At 55.7% G+C, this 24,083-nt stretch carries 26 protein-coding genes; 19 read left to right on the top strand and 7 right to left on the bottom strand.

What is annotated here, in order from left to right; genetic code table 11:
* Position 1: 1 nt before the first annotated feature.
* The 5 genes from mobB to CKO12_RS03625 form a co-directional block, all read right to left on the bottom strand.
* Entirely contained in the window at positions 2-517 is a 516-nt protein-coding gene (gene mobB / locus CKO12_RS03645; RefSeq protein ID WP_200153374.1) for a molybdopterin-guanine dinucleotide biosynthesis protein B, read from the bottom strand.
* Entirely contained in the window at positions 514-828 is a 315-nt protein-coding gene (locus tag CKO12_RS03640) for a DUF1840 domain-containing protein (RefSeq protein WP_200153373.1), read from the bottom strand. Before CKO12_RS03640 ends, mobB begins: the two co-directional genes overlap by 4 nt.
* A 180-nt stretch (positions 829-1,008) precedes the next feature.
* A complete protein-coding gene (glnD, locus tag CKO12_RS03635) occupies positions 1,009-3,681 on the bottom strand; it encodes a [protein-PII] uridylyltransferase (protein WP_200153372.1) in 2,673 nt (890 codons plus the stop codon).
* The gene (gene map / locus CKO12_RS03630) at positions 3,678-4,457 is read right to left on the bottom strand and encodes a type I methionyl aminopeptidase (protein ID WP_200153371.1); all 780 of its coding nucleotides are present in this window, start codon (positions 4,455-4,457) and stop codon (positions 3,678-3,680) included. The genes glnD and map overlap by 4 nt, the downstream gene beginning before the upstream one ends.
* A complete protein-coding gene (locus CKO12_RS03625; protein WP_200153370.1) occupies positions 4,454-4,621 on the bottom strand; it encodes a hypothetical protein in 168 nt (55 codons plus the stop codon). Before CKO12_RS03625 ends, map begins: the two co-directional genes overlap by 4 nt.
* Positions 4,622-4,756: 135 nt before the next feature.
* Here CKO12_RS03625 and rpsB point away from each other — a divergent pair, with 135 nt between their 5' ends.
* The 16 genes from rpsB to CKO12_RS03545 all read left to right on the top strand — a co-directional run bounded on the left by rpsB (position 4,757) and on the right by CKO12_RS03545 (position 19,650).
* Positions 4,757-5,494: a 30S ribosomal protein S2 gene (gene rpsB / locus CKO12_RS03620; RefSeq protein ID WP_200153410.1), complete on the top strand. Its 738-nt coding sequence runs from the start codon at positions 4,757-4,759 to the stop codon at positions 5,492-5,494.
* Between the two features lie 94 nt (positions 5,495-5,588).
* Positions 5,589-6,476: a translation elongation factor Ts gene (tsf, locus tag CKO12_RS03615; RefSeq protein WP_200153369.1), complete on the top strand. Its 888-nt coding sequence runs from the start codon at positions 5,589-5,591 to the stop codon at positions 6,474-6,476.
* 58 nt (positions 6,477-6,534) lie between these two features.
* Entirely contained in the window at positions 6,535-7,263 is a 729-nt protein-coding gene (gene pyrH / locus CKO12_RS03610; RefSeq protein ID WP_200153368.1) for a UMP kinase, read from the top strand.
* Positions 7,264-7,821, top strand: a complete 558-nt coding sequence (frr, locus tag CKO12_RS03605) for a ribosome recycling factor (protein WP_200153367.1) — start codon at positions 7,264-7,266, stop codon at positions 7,819-7,821.
* 70 nt (positions 7,822-7,891) lie between these two features.
* Positions 7,892-8,629 carry a polyprenyl diphosphate synthase gene (gene uppS / locus CKO12_RS03600; protein WP_338032689.1) on the top strand — a complete coding sequence of 246 codons (738 nt, stop codon included), beginning with the start codon at positions 7,892-7,894 and terminating at the stop codon, positions 8,627-8,629.
* Entirely contained in the window at positions 8,613-9,521 is a 909-nt protein-coding gene (locus CKO12_RS03595; protein WP_200153366.1) for a phosphatidate cytidylyltransferase, read from the top strand. Before uppS ends, CKO12_RS03595 begins: the two co-directional genes overlap by 17 nt.
* 16 nt (positions 9,522-9,537) lie before the next feature.
* Positions 9,538-10,731, top strand: coding sequence for a 1-deoxy-D-xylulose-5-phosphate reductoisomerase (ispC, locus tag CKO12_RS03590; RefSeq protein ID WP_200153365.1), 1,194 nt, complete (start codon positions 9,538-9,540; stop codon positions 10,729-10,731).
* Positions 10,728-12,098: an RIP metalloprotease RseP gene (rseP, locus tag CKO12_RS03585; RefSeq protein ID WP_200153364.1), complete on the top strand. Its 1,371-nt coding sequence runs from the start codon at positions 10,728-10,730 to the stop codon at positions 12,096-12,098. The genes ispC and rseP overlap by 4 nt, the downstream gene beginning before the upstream one ends.
* Before the next feature lie 136 nt (positions 12,099-12,234).
* Positions 12,235-14,490, top strand: a complete 2,256-nt coding sequence (gene bamA / locus CKO12_RS03580; RefSeq protein ID WP_200153408.1) for an outer membrane protein assembly factor BamA — start codon at positions 12,235-12,237, stop codon at positions 14,488-14,490.
* A gap of 61 nt (positions 14,491-14,551) precedes the next feature.
* Entirely contained in the window at positions 14,552-15,022 is a 471-nt protein-coding gene (locus CKO12_RS03575; protein WP_338032688.1) for an OmpH/Skp family outer membrane protein, read from the top strand.
* Positions 15,023-15,058: 36 nt separating this feature from the next.
* Positions 15,059-16,105 (top strand): UDP-3-O-(3-hydroxymyristoyl)glucosamine N-acyltransferase, encoded by a 1,047-nt coding sequence (gene lpxD, locus CKO12_RS03570; protein ID WP_200153363.1) that lies wholly within the window; start codon positions 15,059-15,061, stop codon positions 16,103-16,105.
* A gap of 1 nt (position 16,106) precedes the next feature.
* Positions 16,107-16,613: a 3-hydroxyacyl-ACP dehydratase FabZ gene (gene fabZ, locus CKO12_RS03565; protein WP_200153362.1), complete on the top strand. Its 507-nt coding sequence runs from the start codon at positions 16,107-16,109 to the stop codon at positions 16,611-16,613.
* A complete protein-coding gene (gene lpxA / locus CKO12_RS03560) occupies positions 16,610-17,380 on the top strand; it encodes an acyl-ACP--UDP-N-acetylglucosamine O-acyltransferase (RefSeq protein WP_200153361.1) in 771 nt (256 codons plus the stop codon). The genes fabZ and lpxA overlap by 4 nt, the downstream gene beginning before the upstream one ends.
* On the top strand, positions 17,380-18,528 hold the full coding sequence (gene lpxB / locus CKO12_RS03555; protein ID WP_200153360.1) for a lipid-A-disaccharide synthase: 1,149 nt from the start codon (positions 17,380-17,382) through the stop codon (positions 18,526-18,528). The genes lpxA and lpxB overlap by 1 nt, the downstream gene beginning before the upstream one ends.
* The gene (gene rnhB, locus CKO12_RS03550; protein ID WP_200153359.1) at positions 18,525-19,121 is read left to right on the top strand and encodes a ribonuclease HII; all 597 of its coding nucleotides are present in this window, start codon (positions 18,525-18,527) and stop codon (positions 19,119-19,121) included. Before lpxB ends, rnhB begins: the two co-directional genes overlap by 4 nt.
* Before the next feature lie 154 nt (positions 19,122-19,275).
* The gene (locus CKO12_RS03545; RefSeq protein WP_200153358.1) at positions 19,276-19,650 is read left to right on the top strand and encodes a c-type cytochrome domain-containing protein; all 375 of its coding nucleotides are present in this window, start codon (positions 19,276-19,278) and stop codon (positions 19,648-19,650) included.
* A 65-nt stretch (positions 19,651-19,715) separates the two neighbouring features.
* Here CKO12_RS03545 and CKO12_RS03540 read toward each other — a convergent pair whose 3' ends face one another.
* Positions 19,716-20,993, bottom strand: a complete 1,278-nt coding sequence (locus CKO12_RS03540) for an AMP-binding protein (RefSeq protein WP_242466188.1) — start codon at positions 20,991-20,993, stop codon at positions 19,716-19,718.
* Positions 20,959-21,972 (bottom strand): porphobilinogen synthase, encoded by a 1,014-nt coding sequence (hemB, locus tag CKO12_RS03535; RefSeq protein ID WP_200153356.1) that lies wholly within the window; start codon positions 21,970-21,972, stop codon positions 20,959-20,961. The genes CKO12_RS03540 and hemB overlap by 35 nt, the downstream gene beginning before the upstream one ends.
* 180 nt (positions 21,973-22,152) lie before the next feature.
* Here hemB and CKO12_RS03530 point away from each other — a divergent pair, with 180 nt between their 5' ends.
* Genes CKO12_RS03530 through CKO12_RS03520 form a run of 3 tightly spaced genes read left to right on the top strand, consistent with a single transcriptional unit; the run spans position 22,153 to position 24,015 of the window.
* A complete protein-coding gene (locus CKO12_RS03530) occupies positions 22,153-22,515 on the top strand; it encodes a thioredoxin domain-containing protein (RefSeq protein ID WP_200153355.1) in 363 nt (120 codons plus the stop codon).
* 6 nt (positions 22,516-22,521) lie between these two features.
* Positions 22,522-23,094 carry a 1,6-anhydro-N-acetylmuramyl-L-alanine amidase AmpD gene (gene ampD / locus CKO12_RS03525; protein WP_242466187.1) on the top strand — a complete coding sequence of 191 codons (573 nt, stop codon included), beginning with the start codon at positions 22,522-22,524 and terminating at the stop codon, positions 23,092-23,094.
* 48 nt (positions 23,095-23,142) lie between these two features.
* On the top strand, positions 23,143-24,015 hold the full coding sequence (locus CKO12_RS03520) for a gamma-glutamylcyclotransferase (protein ID WP_200153353.1): 873 nt from the start codon (positions 23,143-23,145) through the stop codon (positions 24,013-24,015).
* Positions 24,016-24,083 lie beyond the last annotated feature (68 nt).

Raw genomic sequence — 24,083 nt, 5'->3', positions numbered from 1 at the left:
GTTAGTGCGCAACTTGGCGCAAAATGAATGCGGCAATGGCGGGCACATCCTGCAACGGCAAGTGCGGCGGATGCGGAACAACCGGCAGCGGTTCTGCGCTCGCTACCGCGATGATGTCGGGGTCAGTCGGATACAACACGGGTTGCCCGGTGGCGGCGCGATACACCTCAATTTTCGGATAACGCGCATGTTTGAAGCCTTCCACCAGAATCAAATCAAGCTGTGCGGTTTCAAATCGCGCCAGCATCGCGTTGAGATCGGGATCAACTGCCGCCGGTTCCTCCACCAACAGCGCCCAGCGTTCGCGTGACGCCAACAGCGTTTGTGCTGCTCCGGCGGCTCGCAGCTCAAAACTGTCTTTGCCGGGCACGTCAAGATCAAAGCTGTGATGCGCGTGTTTGAGATAACCAATCCGCAGCCCGCGCTGGCGCAGCACGGCGACGAGTTGCCGCAGCAAGGTCGTTTTGCCGCTGCCGCTCGGCGCAACTACGCCGATCACGGGCACTGCTGCATTCACACCTGTTCCCACAGCACGGAGTTGCCGGCAGCGGCAGCGGCTTGCAGCAATGCGATCAACGGCTGGGCGCGATGCGCGAGGCTGACGTGCTGACCCGCAGCAGCAGCGGTTGCTGTTGTCGCCGGGTCAAGCGGTTGCTCAGGATGCGCGGCGACAGCGGCTTGCAACTGCGTCAGCGCAGCGGGAATGTCTGAAGCCAGCAAGGCGCCGGGCACGGTGCCGCTGTGTCCCATCAGTTTGATAAGGGTGAGCGCCACATCGCCAAACATGGTGATGGTGGCGTAGGCGGGAGTTTGGAATTGAATCAACATTTTTAATAACCCGTTATTGCGTTAGCAGTTGGCATCAAAGCCTCCCTTTGAAAAAGGGGGGTTGGGGGGATTTTGCCCACCGTAGGTGGGCTTGCGAACCAACTGCCGATAGATCAATCCACCCAACCGCCCGATCTCAAATCCCCCCAACCCCCCTTTTTCAAAGGGGGGCTTTGCTGATTACTCCAGCCGGTCGTGAATCGCTTGGCGTAAACACGTCAGCGCCGTTTGGCAGGTGATTGGCGTCGCATCGCCGTTGGTGATGAAAAAGATGTCTTCCACCTCCGCGCCGACGGTGGCGATCTTGGCGTTTTGCAGCCGAATCCCGCACTGCTGAAACACCGCGCCCACCTCGGCCAACAAGCCCGGTCGATCCAACGTCGTCAAGCGCATGATGGTGCGTTGATTGGGCGCGTCCACCGCAAAGCTGACGCGAGTTTCAATCGGAAAATGCCGATGTCGCCGCGAGAGCGCCCGCGCTACCTTGACTTGAATCCGCTGCGGATCAGCAATCAGCACCGCCAGCCGCGCCCGAATTTCCGCCATACGCGGCGGATCATTGATCGGGCTGCCGTCGTGATCGAGCACCTGATAACTGTTAATCGCCATCCCGTCCGTCGTCGTCATCACCCGCGCATCCATCACGCTCAAGCCGCGTTGATCCAGCAGCGCGGTGGTGTGCGCAAACAGATTGGTGCGGTCGTGGGTGTAAATAAAAATCTCAGTCGCGCCGCGCATGGTGAGCGGGCGGATCACAATCAACGGCAATTGCGCCAGATCGGCAGCCAGAATTTGCCGCGTCTGCCACGCGATTTCGTCTGGCGAATGGTGCAGGAAAAAATCCACCCCGCACTTGCCCCACAATTCCGCGCAGGCTTCGGCATTGCCGCCGTAACGCGCCACCAACCGCACGCCTTCCGACTGTTTTTGCGCGATCAAATCATCCTGCGCTTGCGGATTGTCCAAACCCCGCAGCAACGCCCGCCGTGTGCCCTGATACAGCTCCCGCAGCAGCGCGTCCATCCACCCGTTCCAACGGTCTGGATTGGTGGCGCGAGCGTCGGCGACGGTGAGCAAATAGAGATAATCCAGCCGCGTTGGATCGCCGATCTTTTCCGCAAACGCTTGAATCACTTCCGGGTCGCTGATGTCTTTGCGCTGCGCCGTCATCGACATCACTAAATGCTGCGTCACCAGCCACGCCACCAGTCGCGTGTCAAATTCGCTCAAGCCGTGTACTTGGCAAAATGCAGTCACGTCCTGCGCTCCAAGCGTCGAATGATCGCCGCCACGTCCTTTGGCGATGTCGTGAAACAGCCCGGCGAGATAGAGCAACTCGAGCTTGGGAATCCGCCGGCTCACCGCGCTGCACAGCGGAAACTCGTGATCGTATTTGGGATTGGCAAAGCGGCGCAGATTGCGCACCAGCATCAGCGTGTGCTCATCGACGGTGTAGACGTGAAACAGGTCGTATTGCATCCGCCCGACGATGTTGGCAAACGCGGGAATGTACGCCGCCAGCACGCCGTAGCGATTCATCCGCCGTATCGCTTCGGTGATGCCAAACGGCTCGCGCAAAATTTCCATAAACAAGCTGCGGGCGCGGAGATCAGCGCGGAAGCGGTCATCAATGCGGTGACGATTTTCACGGATCAAGCGAATGGTGCTGGCGCGGACGCCCTGCAATTCGGGGCGCGTTTGCAGCAGATGGAACACTTCCAGCAACGCAATCGGCGTGCGTTGAAACACCATTGCGGCGGTCACTTCCAAATAACCGCTGCGGATTTGAAACCGTTTGTTAATCGGCTGCGGTGGGCCGAGCACGTCGTGGAGCAAAATCGCCTCGCGGAACAATTGCAGCAGCATCTCGTTGAGCCGATTGAGTTCCTGCACCGTGCGGTAGTACTGCTGCATGAACTGCTCAACGGCGAGATTATTCGCCCCGTCGCAAAAGCCAAACTGCTCCGCCAAGGTGCGCTGATAATCAAACAACAGCCGATCTTCACGGCGTCCGACCAATTGATGCAACGCAAAACGAATCCGCCACAGCAACGCCTGCCCTTCAATCAAGGTGTGATGTTCGGCTTCGGTCAAAAAGTCGTGGCTGACCAAATCGTGCAACGTCTCAGCCGCAAAATGGCGCTTGGCAACCCAGCCGATCATTTGAATATCGCGCAAGCCGCCGGGATTTTCTTTGATATTCGGTTCGAGGTTGTAAGCCGTGCCGCCGTATTTTTCCCAGCGCAGCCGCTGCTCTTCGGTTTTCGCCGCAAAAAATCGTTCACTGTTCCACAGCCGCTCGGGTGCAATCGCCTCGCGCATCTCTTGAAACAGCGCCGGATTGCCACTCAACCACCGCGCTTCAATCAGATTGGTGATGACGGTGACATCCTTCTCCGACTCCTGCACACAGTCGGCGACGGTGCGCACGCTGTGCCCAATTTCCAGCCGCAAATCCCACAAAAAGGTGACGAAACACTCCAGCGCCGTCGTGGTCGCGGCATCCAACTCCGGCGCAATTAAAATCAGGATGTCAATGTCAGACGCGGGTTGCAGCTCTTGACGCCCGTAGCCGCCGACCGCAATCAACGCTGCCGCAGTCGGCGCACCGAGCTGATCTGCCCACAGATGCCGGAGCACGGTATCTAGCTGTTGGCTGCGCTGGCGCACCAGCACTGCGACCGGAACGCCTTGATTAAATTGTTGATACAGCGCCTCTCGATCCGTGCGGAGACGTTCCCGATAGACGGCGAGGGGCGTGAGCGCGGCTTTTGATAAATCCCCCCTGCCCCCCTTTTCCAAAGGGGGGGTGGCGGCAGTGGTCAGCGGAGCGGGAGCGTCGGAATGATTCATGGCAATGGATCGTCACGTTCCTCAGCGCGGAGCGTGAGGATGTCGTGACCGTCAGGCGTCACCAGCACGGTGTGTTCCCATTGCGCCGACAGGCTGCGATCTTTGGTAATCACTGTCCAGCCATCCGGCAGCACCTTGATATAGCGTTTGCCGGCGTTGACCATCGGTTCAATGGTGAAACACATGCCCGCCTCCAGCACCAGCCCCGTGCCCGCTTTCCCGTAGTGAAGCACTTGCGGCTCCTCGTGAAATTCGTAGCCGATCCCGTGTCCGCAGTATTCGCGCACCACCGAATAACCGTGCTGTTCGACAAAGCGTTGGATCGCATAACCGATGTCGCCCAGCGTCGCGCCGGGACGCACGACGGAAATGCCCAATTGCATTGCCTGCTGCGTCACCGTCACCAACCGCCGCGCCAGCACCGACGGCTCACCGACAAAGAACATCTTGCTGGTGTCGCCGTGATAGCCGTCTTTGATGATGGTGATGTCGATATTGAGCACATCGCCTTTTTTCAGGCGCTTGCTATTCGGAATCCCGTGGCAGACCTGATGATTGACCGATGTGCAAATTGACCGGGGAAAGCCACGATAATTCAGGGGCGCAGCCACTGCATTTTGCACTTCAGTGATATAGCGATGACACAATTCATTGAGCGCATCGGTGGTGATCCCCGGCTGGACATGCGGCTCAATCATATCGAGCACATCGGCGGCGAGGCGACCGGCAACGCGCATTCGCTCGATTGCCTCTGGTGTTTTAATTGGCACACTCATTGTTGGTATTGTGAGAAATCGAGTGGGAAAGCGGGACAATTGCCCGTATTGAGTTGAGCATGGTATAAAACGCCGCGCAGCGCCGCAATCAAGCCAATTCTTTTGATGGCGGCGCTGACACCAAGCGAAAAACTCGTTTTTCGCTTTATTTTTATTTGCAGCACTGACTGCGATCACCGTCCACACACGTGCCGACACATGCGACTGGGTGCCTGAGATTGCCATGCAGGTGGTCACATGGGGCGCGTGGAGGTCTCAACCCAAACCATTAGGAAATCAAGATTATGAGCAATGTCACTATGCGCCAGATGCTGGAAGCCGGTGTCCATTTCGGCCACCAGACCCGCTACTGGAATCCCAAGATGGGCGCGTTCATCTTCGGGCATCGCAACAAAATTCACATCGTCAACTTGGAAAAAACTCTGCCGCTGTATCAAGAGGCAGTGAATTTCATGGGGACACTCACCGCTAACGGCGGCAAGGTGTTGTTTGTCGGCACCAAACGCGCCGCCCGCGATGCCATTCGGGATGAGGCGCTGCGCTGCGGCATGCCGTTTGTCAATCACCGCTGGCTCGGTGGCATGTTGACCAACTTCAAAACCATCCGCCAATCAGTCAAGCGGCTGAAAGAATTGGAAGCCATGTTTGAAACCGGCTCCATCGACCGTTTCAACAAGAAAGAAGCCCTCGGCTTGTCGCGGGAACGGGACAAATTGGAGCAGAGCTTGGGCGGCATCAAAAACATGGACGGTCTGCCCGATGCGATGTTTGTGATTGATGTCGGTCACGAAAAAATCGCCGTCACCGAAGCCAACAAGCTCGGCATCCCGGTCATCGGCGTGGTCGATACCAACAACGATCCCAGCAACGTCGATTACGTCATCCCCGGCAATGACGACGCCATCCGCGCCGTTCAGCTCTATATCGCTGGTGCCGCTGACGCCATTCTCGACGGGCGCAGCACCGCTGCCGCAATGGTCGGACGCGGCGATCCAGTCATCATCGAAGCCAGCGCCGAGCGGGAAGAACGCCAGTAAGTTGCTGATTTCAAAAGCCCCCTTTGAAAAAAGGGGGATTCAGGCACCCCTCAATTTCAGCACGTCAGCAGTCAAACAATTTAGAAGGTGAAACATGGCGATTACAGCCGCAATGGTTAAGGAACTGCGCGAGCGCACCGGCGTCGGCATGATGGAATGCAAGACCGCTCTCGTTGAAGCCAATGGCGACATCGAAGCCGCAATTGAAGCAATGCGTAAATCCGGTCAAGCCCGCGCTGCGAAAAAATCTGGGCGCATCGCCGCTGAAGGCGTGGTCGTGATTCAGATCACTGCCGATCAAAAACACGGCGTGTTGGTTGAAATCAACTGCGAAACCGATTTCGTCGGCAAAGATGCCGGCTTTGTCGCCTTCGCTGAAGCCGTCGCCGTCACCGCGTTGGCAACTCCAGTCACCGATGTTGAGGCGCTGACCAATCAACCGCTGGTGACTGATGCCAGCTTGACGGTGAGTGCTGCCCGCGAGGCCTTGATCGCCAAGATTGGCGAGAACATCCAAGTCCGGCGCTTGCTGCGGTTCGAGAGCACCAGCGGCGCATTGCACAGCTATCGGCACGGCGTGCGCATCGGCGTCGTGGTTGACATGGTCGGTGGCGATGCTGCGCTGGGACGCGATATTGCAATGCACGTCGCCGCCAGTAATCCGCTCTGCCTCAGCGCCGAACAGGTGCCAGCGGCGACGCTGGAGAAGGAAAAGGAGATTTTCCGCGCTCAGGCGTTGGAGAGCGGCAAGCCACCGGAGATTGTGGAGAAGATGATCGACGGTCGGATTCGCAAGTATCTGGAAGAAGTCACTTTATTGGGACAGCCGTTCGTGAAAGACCCCGAGCAGTCGGTGGAGAAATTGCTCAAGCACGCTGGCGCTCAGGTGCTGGCGTTTGCGCGGGTTGAGGTTGGCGAAGGAATTGAAAAGAAAACCGAAAACTTCGCTGAAGAAGTGATGGCGCAGGTTCGCGCCAGCTAATCCGTTGCGCCCCGCCGGCGGCGCTGTCGTTTATTGACCACTCCGAGGATTTCCCGCTATGTCTCACGCCGCTGTCTATCATCGCATCCTGCTCAAGCTCAGTGGCGAGGCGCTGATGGGCACGGGTACGGATGGCATTGATCCCGAAGTGCTCGACCGCTACGCCGGCGAGGTGCAAGCGTTAGTGACCGCCGGAGTGCAGGTCGCGCTGGTGATTGGTGGTGGCAACTTGTTTCGGGGCGCGGGTTTGGCGGCGCGGGGCATGGATCGCGTCACCGGCGATCACATGGGAATGCTCGCCACCGTGATGAATGCGTTGGCGATGCAGGACGCGCTGACGCGGTTACAGGTGCCAGCGCGGGTGCTGTCGGCGCTGCCCATCGCGCAGGTGTGCGAAAGTTACGACCGGCGACGGGCGTTGCGCCATCTGGACAAAGGGCGGGTCACGCTGTTGGCAGCAGGCACCGGCAATCCCTTTTTCACTACCGATTCCGCCGCCAGTTTGCGGGCAATTGAGATTGGTGCCGAAGTGTTGATTAAAGCCACCAAGGTTGATGGGATTTATTCTGCCGATCCGCTGCGCGATCCGAGCGCGATTCGTTATCCGCGCATCAGTTACGCGCAGGTGTTGCGCGACGGGCTGCAAGTCATGGATACCACCGCCATCGTGTTATGCCGCGATCATCATCTGCCGTTGCGGGTGATGAACATCAATGAACCGGGCGCGTTGCAGCGCCTGATTTGCGGTGAAGATATTGGCTCGTTAGTTGTCAGTGAGAATTGCTAAATGATTGAAGATATTAAAAAAGATGCCAGCGAGCGCATGGGCAAAAGCGTTGAGGCGCTGACGCACGAGTTGGCTAAAATTCGCACCGGACGGGCGCATCCATCGCTGCTGGATCATGTGATGGTGTCTTATTACGGCTCGGAAATGCCGATCCGGCAGGTCGCTAACGTCAACGCTGAAGATGCCCGCACGTTGGCGGTGGTGCCGTGGGAAAAGAACATGGTGCAGGCGATTGAGAAAGCCATCATGCAATCGGATCTCGGTTTGAATCCCAACACGGCGGGCACGGTGATTCGGGTGCCGCTGCCGGCGTTGACCGAAGAACGCCGCCGCGATCTCATCCGCGTGGCGCGTCACGAGGCGGAGCAAACGCGGGTTGCCGTGCGCAATATCCGCCGCGATGCCAATCACGATCTCAAGGAATTAGTGAAAGACAAGATGATTTCTGAGGATGACGAGCGGCGCGGACAGGAAGTGGTGCAAAAACTCACCGATCAGGCGATCAAGGATGTCGATGCGGTGCTGGCGGATAAAGAACAGGATTTGTTGTCCATCTAAAGTGCATTTTCACAAATAGAATCAAATTGTTGTGGACGCTACTCCCCCCGTTGCCGCTCCCGCTGGTTCTGTGCCACAGCATGTGGCGATCATCATGGACGGCAACGGGCGCTGGGCGACATTGCGCGGGCGTCCACGCACTGTCGGACATCGTGAAGGCGTGAAGAGCGTCCGCCGCACGGTGGATGAATGTCTCCGGCGCGGCGTTAAAACCCTCACCATCTTTGCTTTCAGCAGTGAAAATTGGCGGCGACCCCGCGCTGAAGTCATGGTGTTGATGGAGCTGTTTTTGGTGGTGCTGCGCGGTGAAGTGCGGCGCATGAATCACAACGGCGTGCGGCTGCGCGTGATCGGCGACCGCAGCGCGTTTTCTGAAAAACTGCAACGCCGGATCGTCGAGGCGGAACAGCTCACCGCCACCAATACTGCGTTGACTTTGCAAGTTGCCGCGAATTACGGCGGGCGTTGGGACATTACCCAAGCCATGCGCCGTCTGCTCATTGAGACGCAGGCGGGACATTTGAACCCCGCCGAGTGCGATGAAACCACCCTCGCCGCGTTTCTCTCCTTTCCTGATGTGCCTGATCCAGATTTGTTCATCCGCACCGGCGGCGAGCAGCGGTTGAGCAATTTCATCCTCTGGCAGTCGGCGTATGCCGAGCTGTATTTCACTGACATTCTGTGGCCGGATTTCGATGAAGCGGCGCTGGGCGCAGCTTTGGATGATTTTGCGCAGCGCCAGCGGCGTTTCGGCCATACCGGCGAACAAGTTGAATCGTGGGTGGCTCTCAATGACCGAACCAAATAATTCGTTAGGAAAATCCCCCCAACCCCCCTTTTCCAAAGGGGGGCTTTCTGATTCTCCCCCCTTGGAAAAAGGGGGGCAGGGGGGGATTTTTTTGCGCCTCCGCACCGCGCTGGTGCTGGCACCGCTGGTCATCGCCGCGATTTTGTGGCTGCCGACGCCGATCTTCGCACTCGGCACGGCGCTGATTTTTTTAATGGCAGCATGGGAATGGTGCGGCTTGGCGGGACTCACGCCGCCAACGTGGCGCGGTCTGTATTTAGGCGGATTGGCGGCAGTGATGCTGCTCACTTGGGTGCGCCCAGATTTTCAAATGGGGCTGCTGGTGCTGGGAGTGATGTGGTGGGGGTGGCAAATGCTGCTGCTCACGCAGGTGCGCGAGATCGTGCCAAACACGGGTTTACGACCGGAATTGCTGGTGATTGGCGTCGTGATTGTGGTGATTCCTTGGATCGCGTTAGTGGCGCTGCACCAACTGCCCATCGTGGGCACGCAGTTGGTGCTGTTTTTGATGCTTCTGATTTGGTCAGCCGATTCAGCCGCTTATTTTGTCGGGCGGCAGTGGGGGCGCACCAAGTTAGCGCCGCTCATCAGTCCCAATAAAACCCGCGCTGGCGTCAAGGGCGCACTGGTTGGCGCGACGCTCTGTAGTGTGGCGCTGGCGCTGTGGCTGCGGCTCGATGTGATTGAAAGTATTCGGATAGTGATGATTTGCGGGGCGACGGTGTGGATTTCCGTCATCGGCGATTTATATGAAAGCCTGCTCAAGCGCCAGCGCGGCGTGAAGGATTCGGGCGCACTGCTGCCCGGTCACGGCGGCTTATTGGATCGGATTGATAGCCTGACGGCAGCCGCGCCGCTGTTCACGTTGGGCATGATCTGGGTGTTTTCTTAACTTGTGGGGTGACGTTGTGAAAGGTGTAACCGTACTGGGTTCAACAGGTTCCATCGGCGTGAGCACGCTGGATGTGCTGGCGCGTCACGCCGACCGGTTTCGCGTGGTGGCGCTGACTGCCAATCAGGATGTCGAGCGGATGGCCGCGCAGTGTCGGGCGCATCGTCCGGCAGTGGCGGTGATGGTTGATCCGCTGGCGGCGACACAATTGCGCACGGCGCTGGCTGATCTCGCGCAGCCGCCGGAAATTTTGAGCGGCGTGGCGGGTTTAGAACAGGTCGCAGCACTGCCAGAAACCGATTATGTGATGGCAGCGATTGTCGGCGCGGCAGGTTTACGTCCCACGCTCGCGGCCGCGCACGCCGGTAAACGGGTGCTGCTGGCTAACAAGGAAGCGCTGGTCGTCGCTGGCGCGTTATTGATGGAAGCGGTGGCAGCCAGCGGCGCGGAATTGCTGCCGATTGACAGCGAACACAACGCTATTTTTCAGTGCTTGCCCTCCAAATTTAGCGCCGGATTAGCCGCAGTCGGCGTCGAACGGATTTTGCTCACCGCGTCGGGCGGCCCGCTGCGCGAGTGGCCGCTAGATCAATTGGCGAGCGTGACGCCAGAACAAGCCTGCGCCCATCCGACGTGGGCAATGGGGCGCAAAATTTCGGTCGATTCCGCCACGATGATGAATAAAGGCTTGGAGGTGATTGAAGCCTGCTGGCTGTTTGGCACCGATACCGATCACATTCAGGTCGTGATTCATCCGCAAAGCGTGATTCATTCGCTGGTGCAATATCAGGATGGTTCTGTGTTGGCGCAGCTCGGCAATCCCGACATGCGCACGCCGATTGCACACGCGCTGGCGTGGCCAGAACGCTTGACTTCGGGCGTGGCACCGTTGGATTTATTCGCAGTGGGGCGGCTTGATTTTCAAGAGCCTGATTTCGCACGGTTTCCGTGCTTGGCGCTGGCATTTCAAGCGGCGCAAAGCGGCGGCACCGCGCCGGCGATTTTGAACGCTGCCAATGAGATTGCGGTGGCAGCATTTTTGGAGCGCCAGCTCGATTTACCGGGCATTGCGGCGGTGGTGAGCGGCACTTTAGATGCGCTGCCGTATGAAACCGTTGTTGGGCAAAATGTTGATTTTCTTCTGGATGTTGATCGCCGTGCCCGCGAGCAGGCAGCGCATCTGGTGCGGCACCGAGGTTTATTAGCGTGACCGATAACCTGTTATTCACCATCGCTTCCTTCGTCATCGCGCTCACGATTTTGATCGCGGTGCATGAGTTTGGGCATTTTTGGGTAGCGCGACGCTTGGGCGTTCACGTCACCCGGTTTTCAATTGGCTTTGGCCCGACGCTGTTGTCATGGCAGCGCAGTCCGGAGACGACAGAATATGTGCTGGCGGCGATTCCGCTCGGCGGCTACATCAAGATGCTCGACGAACGCGAAGGCGAAGTGCCAGAAGAGCAGTTAAAACATGCCTTTAATCGCCAGCCGGTGTGGAAACGCTCCGCCATTGTGGTCGCAGGCCCGCTGTTTAATCTGTTGTTTGCGATTCTGGCGTATTGGGCGCTGTTTATGAGCGGCGATCTCGGTTTGAAGCCGATTATCGGTACCGTTGCGCCGCAGTCCATCGCTGCCAACGCCGGTTTCCAGCCTGATGACGAGGTGCTGGCGCTGGGCGAGCAGCCGGCACGGAGTTGGGAAACTGCGATTTTTACCTTGGCGCTGGAGGCGCTTGATGGCGCAGATGTGCAGGTGCAGGTGCGCGATGCTGCGGGGATGACGCAAACCCGCTGGTTGCCCGGTGCGGAATTGGCGGCGTTGGCGGAAGTGCCGGATTTGCTCAATCGGCTCGGTTTGACGGCGCGGCGTCCGCAACTGCCGGCGGTGATTGGCGAATTGGTACCCGGCGCAGCGGCGGAGCAAGCTGGCTTGGCGGTGGGTGATCGGGTGCGCAGTGTTAATGGGCAACCGCTTGAATTGTGGAAAGATTGGGTTGAGCTGGTGCGCCAGCGTCCCGGGCAGGCGTTGGCGGTTGAGGTGGAGCGCCGCGACGGTTCGCATCTCACCCTGACGGTGACGCCGCAGGCGACCGAAGTCGACGGGCAAACGGTCGGGCGGATTGGCGCGGGCGTGGCGGTGCCAGAAGGATTGATGGATGACTATCAGGTGCTGGTGCGTTACGGCGCGGGCGAGGCGCTGGGGCAAGCGGTCGGCAAAACGTGGGATTTGAGCGTGATGATGTTGCGCGTGATGGGGCGGATGCTGGTTGGCGAGGCGTCGGTTAAAAATTTAAGCGGCCCGATCACGATTGCGGAAATTGCTGGGCGCTCCGCCAGTTCTGGCTTGGATGCGTTTATTAAGTTTTTAGCGGTCGTCAGCGTGAGTTTAGGCGTATTAAATTTGCTACCAGTTCCGGTATTAGATGGCGGCCATCTTGCGTATTTTCTATTGGAACGTATTCGCGGGCGTCCGGTCTCAGAAAAGATTCAAGAGCGTGCGCAAATTGTCGGTTTTACGCTGTTAATCGCGTTAATGGTATTGGCATTTTATGCTGATATTTTGCGGCTGTTAAGCTAACCAACTCCCGTACTTGTGACTGCCAGCGGTGCTGCATCTTTCGATTTAATGAGAGGATATTATCTTGTTTGCCATTGCTCAATTTTTTCGCATTAGCATTAAAGGAATAATTCCTCTGCTGGCGCTGCTGGCATTCATGCAGCCCGTAACGGCGGCAGTCTTTCAAATTGCGGATATTCGTGTTGAAGGCTTACAGCGGATTGCTCCCGGCACGGTATTCAATTATTTGCCGGTACAAATTGGCGACACCGTTGCTGAAGATGTGACCGGCAGCATTATTCGCGCTCTGTATAAAACTGGCTTTTTTGATGATGTGCGGGTGGAACGTGATGGCAATGTGTTGGTGCTATGGGTGCGCGAGCGTCCCGCCATTGCCGAAATTAAAATCACCGGCAACAAAGATATTGAAACCGAAGCATTAAACACGGCGTTAGAAGATATTGGCTTAAAAGAAGGGCGCGTCTTTAATCGCTCAGTGTTGGATCGGATTGAGCAAGAATTGGAGCGCCAGTATTTTGCGCGGGGTAAATACGGCGTGATTATTCAATCCACCGTGTCGCCGCTGGAACGTAATCGCGTGTCAATTCATATTGAAGTGATTGAAGGCTTAACCGCTCGAATTAAACAGATCAATCTTATTGGCAACAAAGCATTTAAGAGCGAAGAACTTAACCAACAATTCAAACTCGGTTCAACCCGTTGGAACTCATTTTATTCTAAAAACGATCAGTATTCTAAACAAAAGCTGGCGGGAGATTTGGAGGCGCTGCGCTCGTTTTATTTAGATCGCGGTTACATTAAATTTGAAATCAAATCGACGCAGGTGTCGATTAGCGCCGATAAGAAAGATATTTATATCGCCATCGTCATTGATGAAGGTCAAGCCTTTACGATTAGCGATATTAAATTGGCAGGCGAGCCATCGGTGCCAGTGGAGCGGTTATTTCCGTTGATTCACTTAAAACGCGGCGATTTCTTTTCCCGCAAAGTGACGACTGAAAGCTCAGAACGTATTTCAGGTTTGCTCGGCGATGAAGGCTACGCTTTTGCAAATGTCAATACGGTGCCTGAAATTAACGAAGCGGCACATCAAGTCGCTGTCACCTTCTTTGTTGATTCGGGGAAACGGGTTTATGTGCGGCGGTTGAATATGAAAGGCAATACGCGCACCCGTGATGAAGTCCTGCGGCGGGAAATGCGGCAATTAGAAACCGCGTGGTTTTCAGCCGAATTAGTGCGTAAATCGCGGGAACGTATTCAACGGCTTGGTTATTTTGAAGAGGTCAATATCGCCACTCCTGCCGTGCCCGGCTCGGCCGATCAAGTTGATGTTGATGTGACCGTGAAAGAAAAACCCGCCGGCAATTTAGCAGCAGGTATTGGGTTTTCCCAATCGCAGGGTATTTTATTGAATGCCAGCATCACGCAAAACAACTTTTTGGGAACTGGCAAACGGGTGGCAATGGCATTTAATACCAGCACTTCCACCAGTTTATATCAAATTGGTTATACCAATCCGTATTACACTGTTGATGGTATCAGTCGCGGGTTTAATGCGTCCTACACCGAAACTGATTTTAGTAAATTGATTGGTGCGAATTATGCGTCAAACGTGGGCACTACGGAAATGACGTTCGGTTTACCAATTGCAGATAACAGTCGCGCTGGATTGGGCTTTCGTTATCAATATACTGATTTCACGGCGGGTGATTCCAGTTTAGCGCGTCAGTTCATTACCGATAACGGCTCGCGGTTTAATGATTATTTAATTTCAGCAAGTTATTCTAATGACACCCGCGACACTGCAATTTTTCCTACCAAAGGCGGTTTGCGAACGCTATCCACTGAAATTGCCGTACCTGGTAGCGCCTTGCAATACTATAAAATGAATTATCAAGAACAGCGTTATGTGGCATTAACCTCGCGGTTTATTGTGTCACTCACTGGCAATATCGCTTACGGCGATGGTTATGGCGAGAGTCCAGAATTACCGTTTTTTGAAAACTATTACGCTGGCGGTCCGCGTTCAGTACGCGGTTGGGTCGCCAATTCTATTGGTCCGCGTGAAATCATTACTGATGATCCGGTCGGCGGCAATTTGAAAATGGTAGGCAGTTTGGAATTTTTTATCCCAGCTCCAGTGGGCGGTGAATTTGAAAAAACGTTGCGGCTCGGTACCTTTCTTGATTTTGGTTCAGTATGGGCAATGAATGATTCACGGCTGCTGAATGCCACTGGCTTTGATTTAGCAGATTTGCGTTATTCAACTGGCATGTCAATGACGTGGTTATCGCCAGTTGGCGCATTATCAATCAGTCTCGCTTATCCCTTAACCGAGAAAAACGGCGATGAGACGCAGGTCTTTCAATTCGGATTTGGTCAAGCCTTTTAAGGCATGAGGTTTACAGATGCGCGGGTTAATTCTATTCAGTTTATGCTTATCTTTTGGAATTGTGCCACAGTTAGCAACTGCGGCTGACTATCGCATTGCAGTGGTCGATCCCAATCGTGTGGTAGAAAAATCACCGCAATACGAAGCCGCCCGTGATGCGTTGCAGCGCGAAGTAGAAGATCGGGAACGCGGCTTGCGTGATCAGCAAGAACAGATTGCATCATTGCAAAAAAAACTGGAACATGATGGCGCGTTAATGAGTGAAAATGAAATTCAACGCTTGCAAAATGATATTCGCAGCCGCACCCGCAAATTGAAATATGCGCGAGATGAATTTCAAGAAGATTTCGCCCTGCGTCAAAATGAACTGCGCAAGAAGTTGGGGCGGCAAGTGAATGAAGTGGTAGTTGAATTAGCGAAAGAACAGAAATTTGATCTCATTATCAGCGATGGTTTGGTGTATTCAAATCCGCGCATTGATATTTCTGATTTAGTGATTGAACGTCTGAAACAAGAATTTAATAAAAAATAACGTGTCGCACTGATACGATGGAAAGGTTGAGCGTCTATGGATATCCAGCTTGGTGAGCTCGCAGCGCAGTTAGGTGTGGTATTGCAGGGTGATCCAAATGTGCAGATTTCCCGCGTCGCGCAATTCGCTGATGCGGATGCAAAAAGCCTCGTTTTTTTAGGGAACGATCAATACCGTTCTGCTTTACAACAAAGCCATGCTGGTGCTGTCATTCTGTCACACAATAACGCTGATGCCGCCGCAATACCGATATTATTCAGCGATAACCCGTATTTAACATTTGCCCGCGCCGCGCAATTATTACATCCACCACCGCCACTCCGGGCTGGCATCCATCCCAGCGCCGTGATTGATCCCAGTGCAGTGATTGATGCCACTGCGCAAATTGGCGCATTAGTGGTCATTGAAGCCAATGTTACCATTGCTGCGCGCGCTTTTATTGGTCCGGGTTGTGTGATTGAAAATGCGGTGCGAATTGGCGCGGACAGTCGTTTAATTGCGAATGTGACGTTATGCACAGGAACGCACATTGGCGCACGGGTGTTAATTCATCCCGGTGCGGTGATTGGTCGAGAAGGTTTTGGTTTTGCCCGCGATGGTGAAGAATGGGTGCATATTCCGCAAATTGGACGCACCATTCTCGGTGATGATGTCGAAGTGGGGGCAAATACTGCCATTGATCGCGGTACCCTTGGCGATACGCGCATTGGTAATGGGGTTAAATTAGATAATCACATTCAAATTGCGCATAATGTTGAAATTGGCGATCACACCGCCATTGCCGGGAATTGTGGCATTGCGGGTTCTACGCGCATTGGTCGTCATTGCACCATTGCGGGTGCGGTGGGCATTGCGGGTCATTTAGACATTGGCGATCAGGTGCATTTCACTGGTATGACGATGGTGACACATTCTATTCAGCAACCGGGGTCTTATAGCAGCGGAATTCCGGTGATGCCTACTGCGAAATGGCGGCGCAATGTGGTGCGCTTTAAGCAGCTTAATGACATCATGCACCGACTCAAAACAATTGAAAAATGGATTGATGTAATGAAAGAGATTATTACGCGGGGGAAAGCATAAAATGGATGGATCGCATTCTGGCGCAGGCGTTCCCGAACCGATGAGCACTGATACTGCCGTCATTCACACGATGGATATTCATCGCATCCTGAGTTTATTACCACATCGTTATCCGTTTTTATTAGTGGATAAGGTGATTGATTTTAAGATCAATGATTATCTCATTGCGATTAAAAATGTGTCTTATAATGAGCCGTTTTTTACCGGTCATTTTCCCGTGCGACCAGTAATGCCCGGCGTTCTCATTATTGAAGCGATGGCGCAGGCGACTGGCTTATTAGCAATGGCGTCGCGCCCGGAAGAAGTCGGCGATAAATTGTATTATTTCGTTGGCATTGATAAAGCGCGATTCAAACGTCCGGTTGAACCCGGCGATCAAATCACTATGAAAGTGACACTCGGCCCGATTCGGCGCGGCATTTGGAAATTCGATGCGGAAGCGCGGGTTGATGATTATGTCGTCGCCACCGCTGAAATCATGTGTACGGCGCGAGAGTTTGCGGCTTGATTCACCCCACCGCGCTGATTGATCCCGCTGCCGAATTGGATCCGACCGTTGCGGTTGGTGCCTTTGCGGTGATTGGCGCGGATGTTCATCTGGGCGCGGGAACGCGAGTGGGATCGCACGTCGTGCTGCGCGGGCCAACGTGGATTGGGCGCGACAATCACATTTTTCAATTCGCCTCAGTCGGCGAAGACCCGCAAGATAAAAAATACAACGGCGAGGTGACGCGGTTGGAAATCGGCGACCGCAATCGCATCCGCGAATTCGCCACCATTCATCGCGGCACCGTGCAGGATCAGAGCGTCACCCGTATCGGCGACGACAATCTGTTCATGGCTTACACCCACGTCGCCCACGATTGTCAGATCGGCAATCAAGTCATCATGGCCAACGCTGCCTCGCTCGGTGGGCATGTCGAAATTCAGGATTGGGCAATTCTCGGCGGCTTCACCATCGTTCACCAATTTTGTCGCCTCGGAGCGCACTGCTTTTGCGCGATGGGCTCGGTGCTCAATCAAAACGTCCCGCCCTACGTCATCGTCAGCGGTCATCCCGCCCGACCACGCGGCATCAACAGCGAAGGTTTACGGCGACGCGGTTTTACGCCCGCCAGCATTCAAGCCATCAAACGGGCGTATCGGGCGCTGTATCTCGCCGGTTTATCACGAGACGCGGCGCTCACACGGCTGCGCGATCTCGCTGCCGCCACGCCAGACATCGCGCCGCTGCTCGATTTCATCGTCGCCAGTGAGCGCGGAGTGGTGCGCTGATGTTGATCGGCATCGTCGCCAACGAACCTTCCGGCGATCTGCTCGGCGCAGCGTTGATTCGCGCCCTGCGAGCGCAACTGCCGACCGCACGTTTCGTCGGCGTCGCCGGGCCGCAGATGCTGGCAGCGGGCTGCGAAACGGTGGTGAATATGGAACGGTTGACGGTGATGGGATTGACGGAAGTGCTGGCGCATCTGCCGGAATTGCTGCGACTGCGGCAGCGGCTGCGCGACTATTTTTGCGCCGAGCGCCCGGCAGTGGTGATCGGCATCGACGCGCCTGATTTCAATCTCGGTTTGGAGCGCCAGCTCCGCGCTGTCGGCATCACGACCGTGCATTTCGTCAGCCCGACCGTGTGGGCATGGCGAGCCGGGCGCGTCAAAACCATTCGGCGAGCGGTGGATTTACTGCTGTGTTTATTTCCATTTGAGGCGGCATTTCTCACCCAGCACGGCATTAACGCCGTCGCCGTGGGGCATCCGCTGGCAGATGAGATTCCGCTGACGGTTGATCGCGCTGCGGCGCGGCTGGCGCTGGGATTAGCGCCGACTGCGCCCGTGATTGCGCTGTTGCCCGGCAGCCGGGTGAGCGAGATGCAGCGCCTCGCTGCGCCATTTATTGACACTGCCGTCCGCTGCCACGCCGCTCGTCCGCAGCTCCAATTCGTGGTGCCGCTGGTCAACGCGACTTTGCGCGAATTATTCGCTGCCGAAGTGGCACGTCGCGCTCCGCAGTTGCCGCTGACGTTGGTGGACGGGCGCAGCCGCGATGCGATTACTGCGGCGGATTGCGTGCTCACCGCGTCGGGCACGGCGACTTTAGAAACGCTGCTGTTAAACCGTCCGATGGTGGTCGCTTACCGGCTCAACGCGCTGACGTATCAAGTGGTGAAACAGCTCAAGTTGGTGAAGGTGCCGTTTATCGCGTTGGCGAATTTGCTGGCGGGGCGGGAGCTGGCACCGGAATTCATTCAAGACCGCTGCCGTGCGGAACTGCTGGCGCCGGCACTGCTGCATTGGCTCGATCACCCCGCGCAAGTGGCGGATATACAAGCGATTTATAGCCAAATTCACCGCGAGCTGCGGGTCGATGCGGCTGCCGCTGCGGCTGCCGCCGTGGTCGATTTGATGCAACGGCGGGCAGCATGAGCGAGGCGTGGATTGTGACGGCGGGAGTCGATGAGGCTGGACGCGGGCCGCTTGCCGGACCGGTGAGCGCAGCGGCGGTGATTCTCGACCCGCGTTCGCCAATTGCCGGCATTGATGACTCCAAAAAACTCAGCCCGAGTCGCCGAGCGGCGCTTGATGGCGTGATTCGAGAACGGGCGCTGGCGTGGGCAATTGCGTGGGCGAGCGTGGAGGAAATTGATCGGCTGAACATTTTGCAGGCGTCGCTGCTGGCGATGCAGCGGGCGGTGGCGGGATTGCCGCTGGCGCCGCAGTTGGTGTTGGTGGATGGCAATCGCTGTCCTGAGTTTGGCTGCGCGGCGCGGGCGGTGATCGGCGGCGATGGGTTGATTCCGGCGATTGGCGCGGCGTCAATTCTGGCGAAGGTGGCGCGAGATCGGCTGCTGGAACAGTTGGATGTGGAATGCCCCGGCTACGGTTTTGCGCAACATAAGGGCTATCCGACGCGAGCGCATCTGGCAGCATTGCAGACGCTGGGGGTTTGTCCGCATCATCGCCGCAGTTTTGCACCGGTGCGGGCGGTGCTTAACGGTCAAGAATTATCCGTATTTTGAACGAAGCACTGCAAGTAACTGCTTGATTTTTTAATTAAATCGTGCGGTTTTTGATTAAAGCTGTGGTCTCAGCGCCACAAAGAACAGACCGCGCTGCGGTCATCGACCACCTTCCCAGTTGGCTCTTCAATCTGGGGTTTTCTTCGAGGTTAGTATGAAAAAAAATTTGCAGTTCATGCTGTTAGGAATTCCAGCGGCATTGTTGATGGCGGGTTGTAATCAGTCAGAGGTGAGCTTTGCGAAGGATGTGAAGCCGATCATCGATCAGCACTGCGTGGAATGTCATACGAATAACGGCAAGGGCACCGTCGCCAGTGGGTTCGTGGTGGACAGCTACGAGTCGCTGATGAAAGGCACCAAGTTTGGGCCGGTGGTGGTGGCGGGTGATCCGCTGTCGAGCAGCCTGTATCGGTTGGTGTCCGGTGAGGTGGATAAGTCGATCCAGATGCCGCACAACAAGGACCCGTTAAGCCCGGATAAGATCGCCAAAATTGAGCAGTGGATCGCGCAGGGCGCTAAGAACAATTGAGTGCTGGCGTGTGAAAATGGTCGCTCGGCGGCACTCGCGCCGGCGACCAACCGATCAATCTCGCGTTAGTCCCAATCCGCCAGCTTGCCCCACGGTGAGCGCGGCAACTCCGTTCCCACCGTGATCGCTCGCGGCAATTCCGGTGCCGTCAGGCGCGTGATTAACCAAACGTGCAACCGCTCCGGCAACTGCGCCACGTCGTCACAACTCGCGCTCGGCACCACAAAGGCTTTCAAACGCCCGCCCAATTCCACGCTCGCCTGCCGCACCGCTGCCGCCGCAACATCGGGATGACGCAGCAAACAGTCGCGCACCCGCTCAGGAAACACGTTGATTCCGCCCACCTGCACCGCCCCGTCGTGGCGCTTGATGACCTGAAATTGCGTGGCATCCAGCCAGTCCACCTCATCCGGCAGCGTCACCGTCACCGCTGCGCCGTTGGCATCGACGCGGCTGATGGCGTCAGCGCGGTCAGCCTGTCGTGACCAGTGCGGCAACAAGCGCAGTGGCGCAGCAGCGGTGTGGCGAATGCCGATGCCAGCGGTTTCTGATGCGCCATAAATTTCAGTGACTTGCGCGATGCCGGCGCTGTGGAATTGCTGCCACAACTGCGGCGGACAATGCCCAGTCGATGACACCACGCGGACATCCGGTGCCAACGTCAATGAATTGCGCAGCGCCAAATCAAAAAACGCCGGATGTCCAATAATCAAATCGCCCGGCTGCGCCCGCCGCAATACGCTGGCGGGCAATGAATCGCGGACATCGCGGGCGGGAATTTTCAATGTCGTCGGTAACATTACGGCGAATAAAAAACCGTAAATGTGATGAAATGGAACCGCCGTTAATATCCGTTTGCGGTCGCTAAAATGCGTCGTAAAAAACGCAATTTCTTCTTCTAACCACGCCAGCGGATGCGTACATAACTTTGGTTGTCCAGTTGAGCCGGAAGTTAAAAAACTCATCGCCTCATCCCATTGCGCTCGACTGGTGAGCACCGCTTCCACCCAACCGCGCAGATGCCGTTGTTCCAATAATTGTTGCTCGGCACCGGTTTCATGTAAATGAAACTGCACCGCAATCGCCGTGACCACATTCAAAAATTCCAATGAATCCAGATTGAAAGTGCTGAAATCTTGATTCAATAGTGGATTGGTGACGTGCAACGGCGCATCCGTCAGCGGCGCTAACAATTGGCGCACTCCCAGCAAGCCGGGGCGCGTGCGGGTCACTTCAGTAAAGATCATATCAATGAGCAACCGTGCGACCAGCTCCGGTGTCCACCACGCCCGTTGTGACATTGCGACGTTATTCCGCCAGCCACCGCGCCACATCTTTCGCATAATAGGTCAAGATGCCATCTGCGCCAGCGCGTTTCATTGATAATAACGCTTCCAAAACCACCGCTTTTTCATTCAACCAGCCATTCAAACTGGCGGCTTTTAACATCGCATATTCACCGCTGACTTGATACACAAAAGTTGGTGCGCCGAACTGATCTTTAATGCGCCGCACGATGTCCAAATACGGCAGCCCTGGTTTAATCATCACCATATCTGCGCCTTCCGCTAAATCTAATGCGACCTCATGCAGCGCTTCATTGGAATTCGCCGGGTCCATTTGATAGGTGTATTTATTGCCCGCGCCTAAATTCGCTGCCGAACCCACTGCATCACGAAATGGCCCGTAATAGCTGGAAGCGTATTTAGCGGAATACGCCAGAATGCGGGTGTGAATATAACCAGCCGTTTCGAGCGCCGCCCGCACTGCGCCAATGCGTCCGTCCATCATGTCCGACGGTGCCACGATGTCTGCGCCGGCTTCCGCGTGCGACAAGGCTTGGCGCACCAGCACGGCGACGGTTTCATCGTTGAGGACGTAGCCAGCGTCATCAATCAAACCGTCCTGCCCGTGCGTCGTGAACGGATCAAGCGCGACATCGGTGATGATGCCCAACTCCGGCACCGCAGCCTTGACTGCCCGCACTGCCCGCTGCGCCAGCCCGTCGGGATTGAACGCTTCTCGCGCATCCAGCGATTTTGCGGACAGCGGCGTCACCGGAAACAGCGCCAGCGCCGGAATGCCCAATTGATAGGCGATGCGGGCGTCTTCTACCAACAAATCAATGCTCAGGCGCTCCACGCCCGGCATCGACGCGACTGGCTCGCGCTGGTTGCTGCCTTCCAGCACAAAGACCGGATAAATCAGATCGTTAGCAGTCAGCGTGTGCTCGCGCATCAGGCGGCGCGAAAAATCATCACGGCGCATCCGGCGCAGCCGCGTGACGGGAAAAGCCGAGCGAGGAGTGGAAAGCGTGGACATGGGCAATGGTTCTCAACAGGAAGGAAAAATGGACAGATCGCTGGTTGGCAGCGGGCAGCTACGATAGCTCAGGACGGGCATTGGCTCCAGATTCCGGCGCGGATTTACGGCTAAACTGCCAAATCCCCTTTTGAAAAAGATCGCCGTTCACCCGTTAATCATTTTAGGAGCCGATGACCCGTGTCTACCCATTCCGACATTTTCGCAGTATCCACCGAAGACTTCGCCACCACCGTGCTGGAGGCGTCACATAACCGCCCGATTCTTGTGGATTTTTGGGCAGATTGGTGTGCGCCGTGCCGGGCGTTATCGCCGCAGTTGGAGCAAGTGATTCACGCGCTGGGCGGGCAAATCGGGCTGGCGACGCTGGAGGTCGATGAAGGCGACAACATGCGCGAGGCGGGGCGCTATCAGGTGCGCGGTTTTCCGACCGTGATCCTGTTTCAACACGGGCTGGCGCTGGCGCGATTTAGCGGGGCGCAGTCGCAACATCAAATCCGCGCTTGGCTCCAACAGCAGCTCGGCGCGACGTTGACGTGGTGAATGGCGATGAATGCTGGAATTGATGATGACGGGTGGTTGCAAATGGCGCAGCGGCGATCATCGCCCAATTACACTGCGCGGCCGCTCAATACGCCCATTGATTTATTAGTCATTCACAATATCAGCTTACCGCCCGGCGAATTCGGCGGAAATTGGATTGATGATTTCTTTTTGAATCAATTAAATCCAACGGCGCATCCGTATTTTGCCACAATTGCGCACTTAGAAGTCTCCGCGCATTGCCTCATTCGCCGCGATGGTTGTTTAATGCAATATGTCTCATTTCACCATCGCGCTTGGCACGCTGGCCGCTCCAGTTTTCAAGGGCGCGACCGCTGCAATGATTATTCAATTGGGATTGAATTAGAAGGCACGGATGAGATTCCATTTACGGCGGCGCAATACGATTGCTTAAATACCTGCATCGCTCTCATTCAACAGCAGTATCCCGCCATCACTGCCGAGCGAATTGTTGGTCACAGCGATATTGCGCCCGGTCGTAAAACCGATCCGGGCGCTGCGTTTTTATGGGAGCGAATTGGTTTAATTGCGCCCTCAGCTCGCGGCGGCGGCATGTGATTCAGTTTTCTTGTGATTATTTTTTCTAATTTTAATGGAGATATGAATATGAACACAAACTCTGACCCGTTTTATTTTGCTTATGGCTCCAATCTGAATAGCGACGATTGGCAACAGTTTTGTCAAGAACGCGGCTTTTCAATTGATGTGTTGGAACCCGTTGCGCCCACTTGGTTGCCCGATTACCGCCCGATTTATCATTATTATTCAAGCGGGCGCAATGGCGGCGCACTTGATGTCATTCAATCATTAGGGCAGGTCACGCCGGGGATGTTATTTCGGGTGCGCAGCGATGGTTGGGCGGCACTTGATACCAAAGAAGGTGCGCCGAATTATTACGAGCGGCGCGATGTCACTGTTTTGAATGCCGCTGGAGAAATGATTCCGGCAATTACTTATTGCGTTGTTGCTGAGAAGCGTCAAGATGAATTTGTGCCACCGGCAGATGAGTATGTGGAATTAGTGACTGCTGGTTTGCTGGCGTGGAATTTACCAACAACGGTGCATACGCAAGCAGCGCAGAATGAATCACTCACCTTTCTGGTGCAGCACGTTTTCGCTTATGGTTTACTCCAATCTGAATACGATTTGGGGCAATCATTAACCAATATCGGGCAGCGCCAACCGGCTCGCATTCGCGGTCAGATTTTCGATTTAGGCAATTATCCGGGCTGGCTGCCGAGCGCCGGAGTCAATGATTGGGTGGATGGCGAGTTGTTGACTTTGAAGCAACCGGATTTCAGTTTAGCGCGGATTGATCGCATTGAAGGTTTTGATGAGTATTCCAGCGATGCGTTATATCATCGTGTCTTAGTAACAGCGACCACTGATAGCGGCGAGACTGTATTGGCGTGGTGTTATCGCTACGCTCGCGCTATTCATTCTCAACCGCTTAAAAACGGGCGCTGGCAACCGCAATAAACTGCACACCAGTTGGCGTATTTCGCGTTATTATTTTTTAATGAACGTTTCGCCAACTGTTTTGCAAT

This window comes from Chromatium okenii (assembly GCF_016583745.1).
GTDB classification, from domain to species: Bacteria; Pseudomonadota; Gammaproteobacteria; order Chromatiales; family Chromatiaceae; genus Chromatium; species Chromatium okenii.
This window is presented reverse-complemented; position numbering and strand designations above follow the sequence as displayed.

Excerpts from the sequence above, each read along its gene's own strand:
- fabZ (WP_200153362.1), top strand. The coding sequence starts at position 16,107 with ATGGATGGATCGCATTCTGGCGCAGGCGTTCCCGAACCGATGAGCACT.
- lpxB (WP_200153360.1), top strand. The coding sequence starts at position 17,380 with ATGTTGATCGGCATCGTCGCCAACGAACCTTCCGGCGATCTGCTCGGC.
- CKO12_RS03595 (WP_200153366.1), top strand. The coding sequence starts at position 8,613 with ATGACCGAACCAAATAATTCGTTAGGAAAATCCCCCCAACCCCCCTTT.
- rnhB (WP_200153359.1), top strand. The coding sequence starts at position 18,525 with ATGAGCGAGGCGTGGATTGTGACGGCGGGAGTCGATGAGGCTGGACGC.
- rpsB (WP_200153410.1), top strand. The coding sequence starts at position 4,757 with ATGCGCCAGATGCTGGAAGCCGGTGTCCATTTCGGCCACCAGACCCGC.
- map (WP_200153371.1), bottom strand. The coding sequence starts at position 4,457 with ATGAGTGTGCCAATTAAAACACCAGAGGCAATCGAGCGAATGCGCGTT.
- CKO12_RS03545 (WP_200153358.1), top strand. The coding sequence starts at position 19,276 with ATGAAAAAAAATTTGCAGTTCATGCTGTTAGGAATTCCAGCGGCATTG.
- lpxD (WP_200153363.1), top strand. The coding sequence starts at position 15,059 with ATGGATATCCAGCTTGGTGAGCTCGCAGCGCAGTTAGGTGTGGTATTG.
- CKO12_RS03540 (WP_242466188.1), bottom strand. The coding sequence starts at position 20,993 with ATGCGAAAGATGTGGCGCGGTGGCTGGCGGAATAACGTCGCAATGTCA.
- CKO12_RS03640 (WP_200153373.1), bottom strand. The coding sequence starts at position 828 with ATGTTGATTCAATTCCAAACTCCCGCCTACGCCACCATCACCATGTTT.
- frr (WP_200153367.1), top strand. The coding sequence starts at position 7,264 with ATGATTGAAGATATTAAAAAAGATGCCAGCGAGCGCATGGGCAAAAGC.
- tsf (WP_200153369.1), top strand. The coding sequence starts at position 5,589 with ATGGCGATTACAGCCGCAATGGTTAAGGAACTGCGCGAGCGCACCGGC.
- ampD (WP_242466187.1), top strand. The coding sequence starts at position 22,522 with ATGAATGCTGGAATTGATGATGACGGGTGGTTGCAAATGGCGCAGCGG.
- CKO12_RS03520 (WP_200153353.1), top strand. The coding sequence starts at position 23,143 with ATGAACACAAACTCTGACCCGTTTTATTTTGCTTATGGCTCCAATCTG.
- bamA (WP_200153408.1), top strand. The coding sequence starts at position 12,235 with ATGCAGCCCGTAACGGCGGCAGTCTTTCAAATTGCGGATATTCGTGTT.
- glnD (WP_200153372.1), bottom strand. The coding sequence starts at position 3,681 with ATGAATCATTCCGACGCTCCCGCTCCGCTGACCACTGCCGCCACCCCC.
- hemB (WP_200153356.1), bottom strand. The coding sequence starts at position 21,972 with ATGTCCACGCTTTCCACTCCTCGCTCGGCTTTTCCCGTCACGCGGCTG.
- pyrH (WP_200153368.1), top strand. The coding sequence starts at position 6,535 with ATGTCTCACGCCGCTGTCTATCATCGCATCCTGCTCAAGCTCAGTGGC.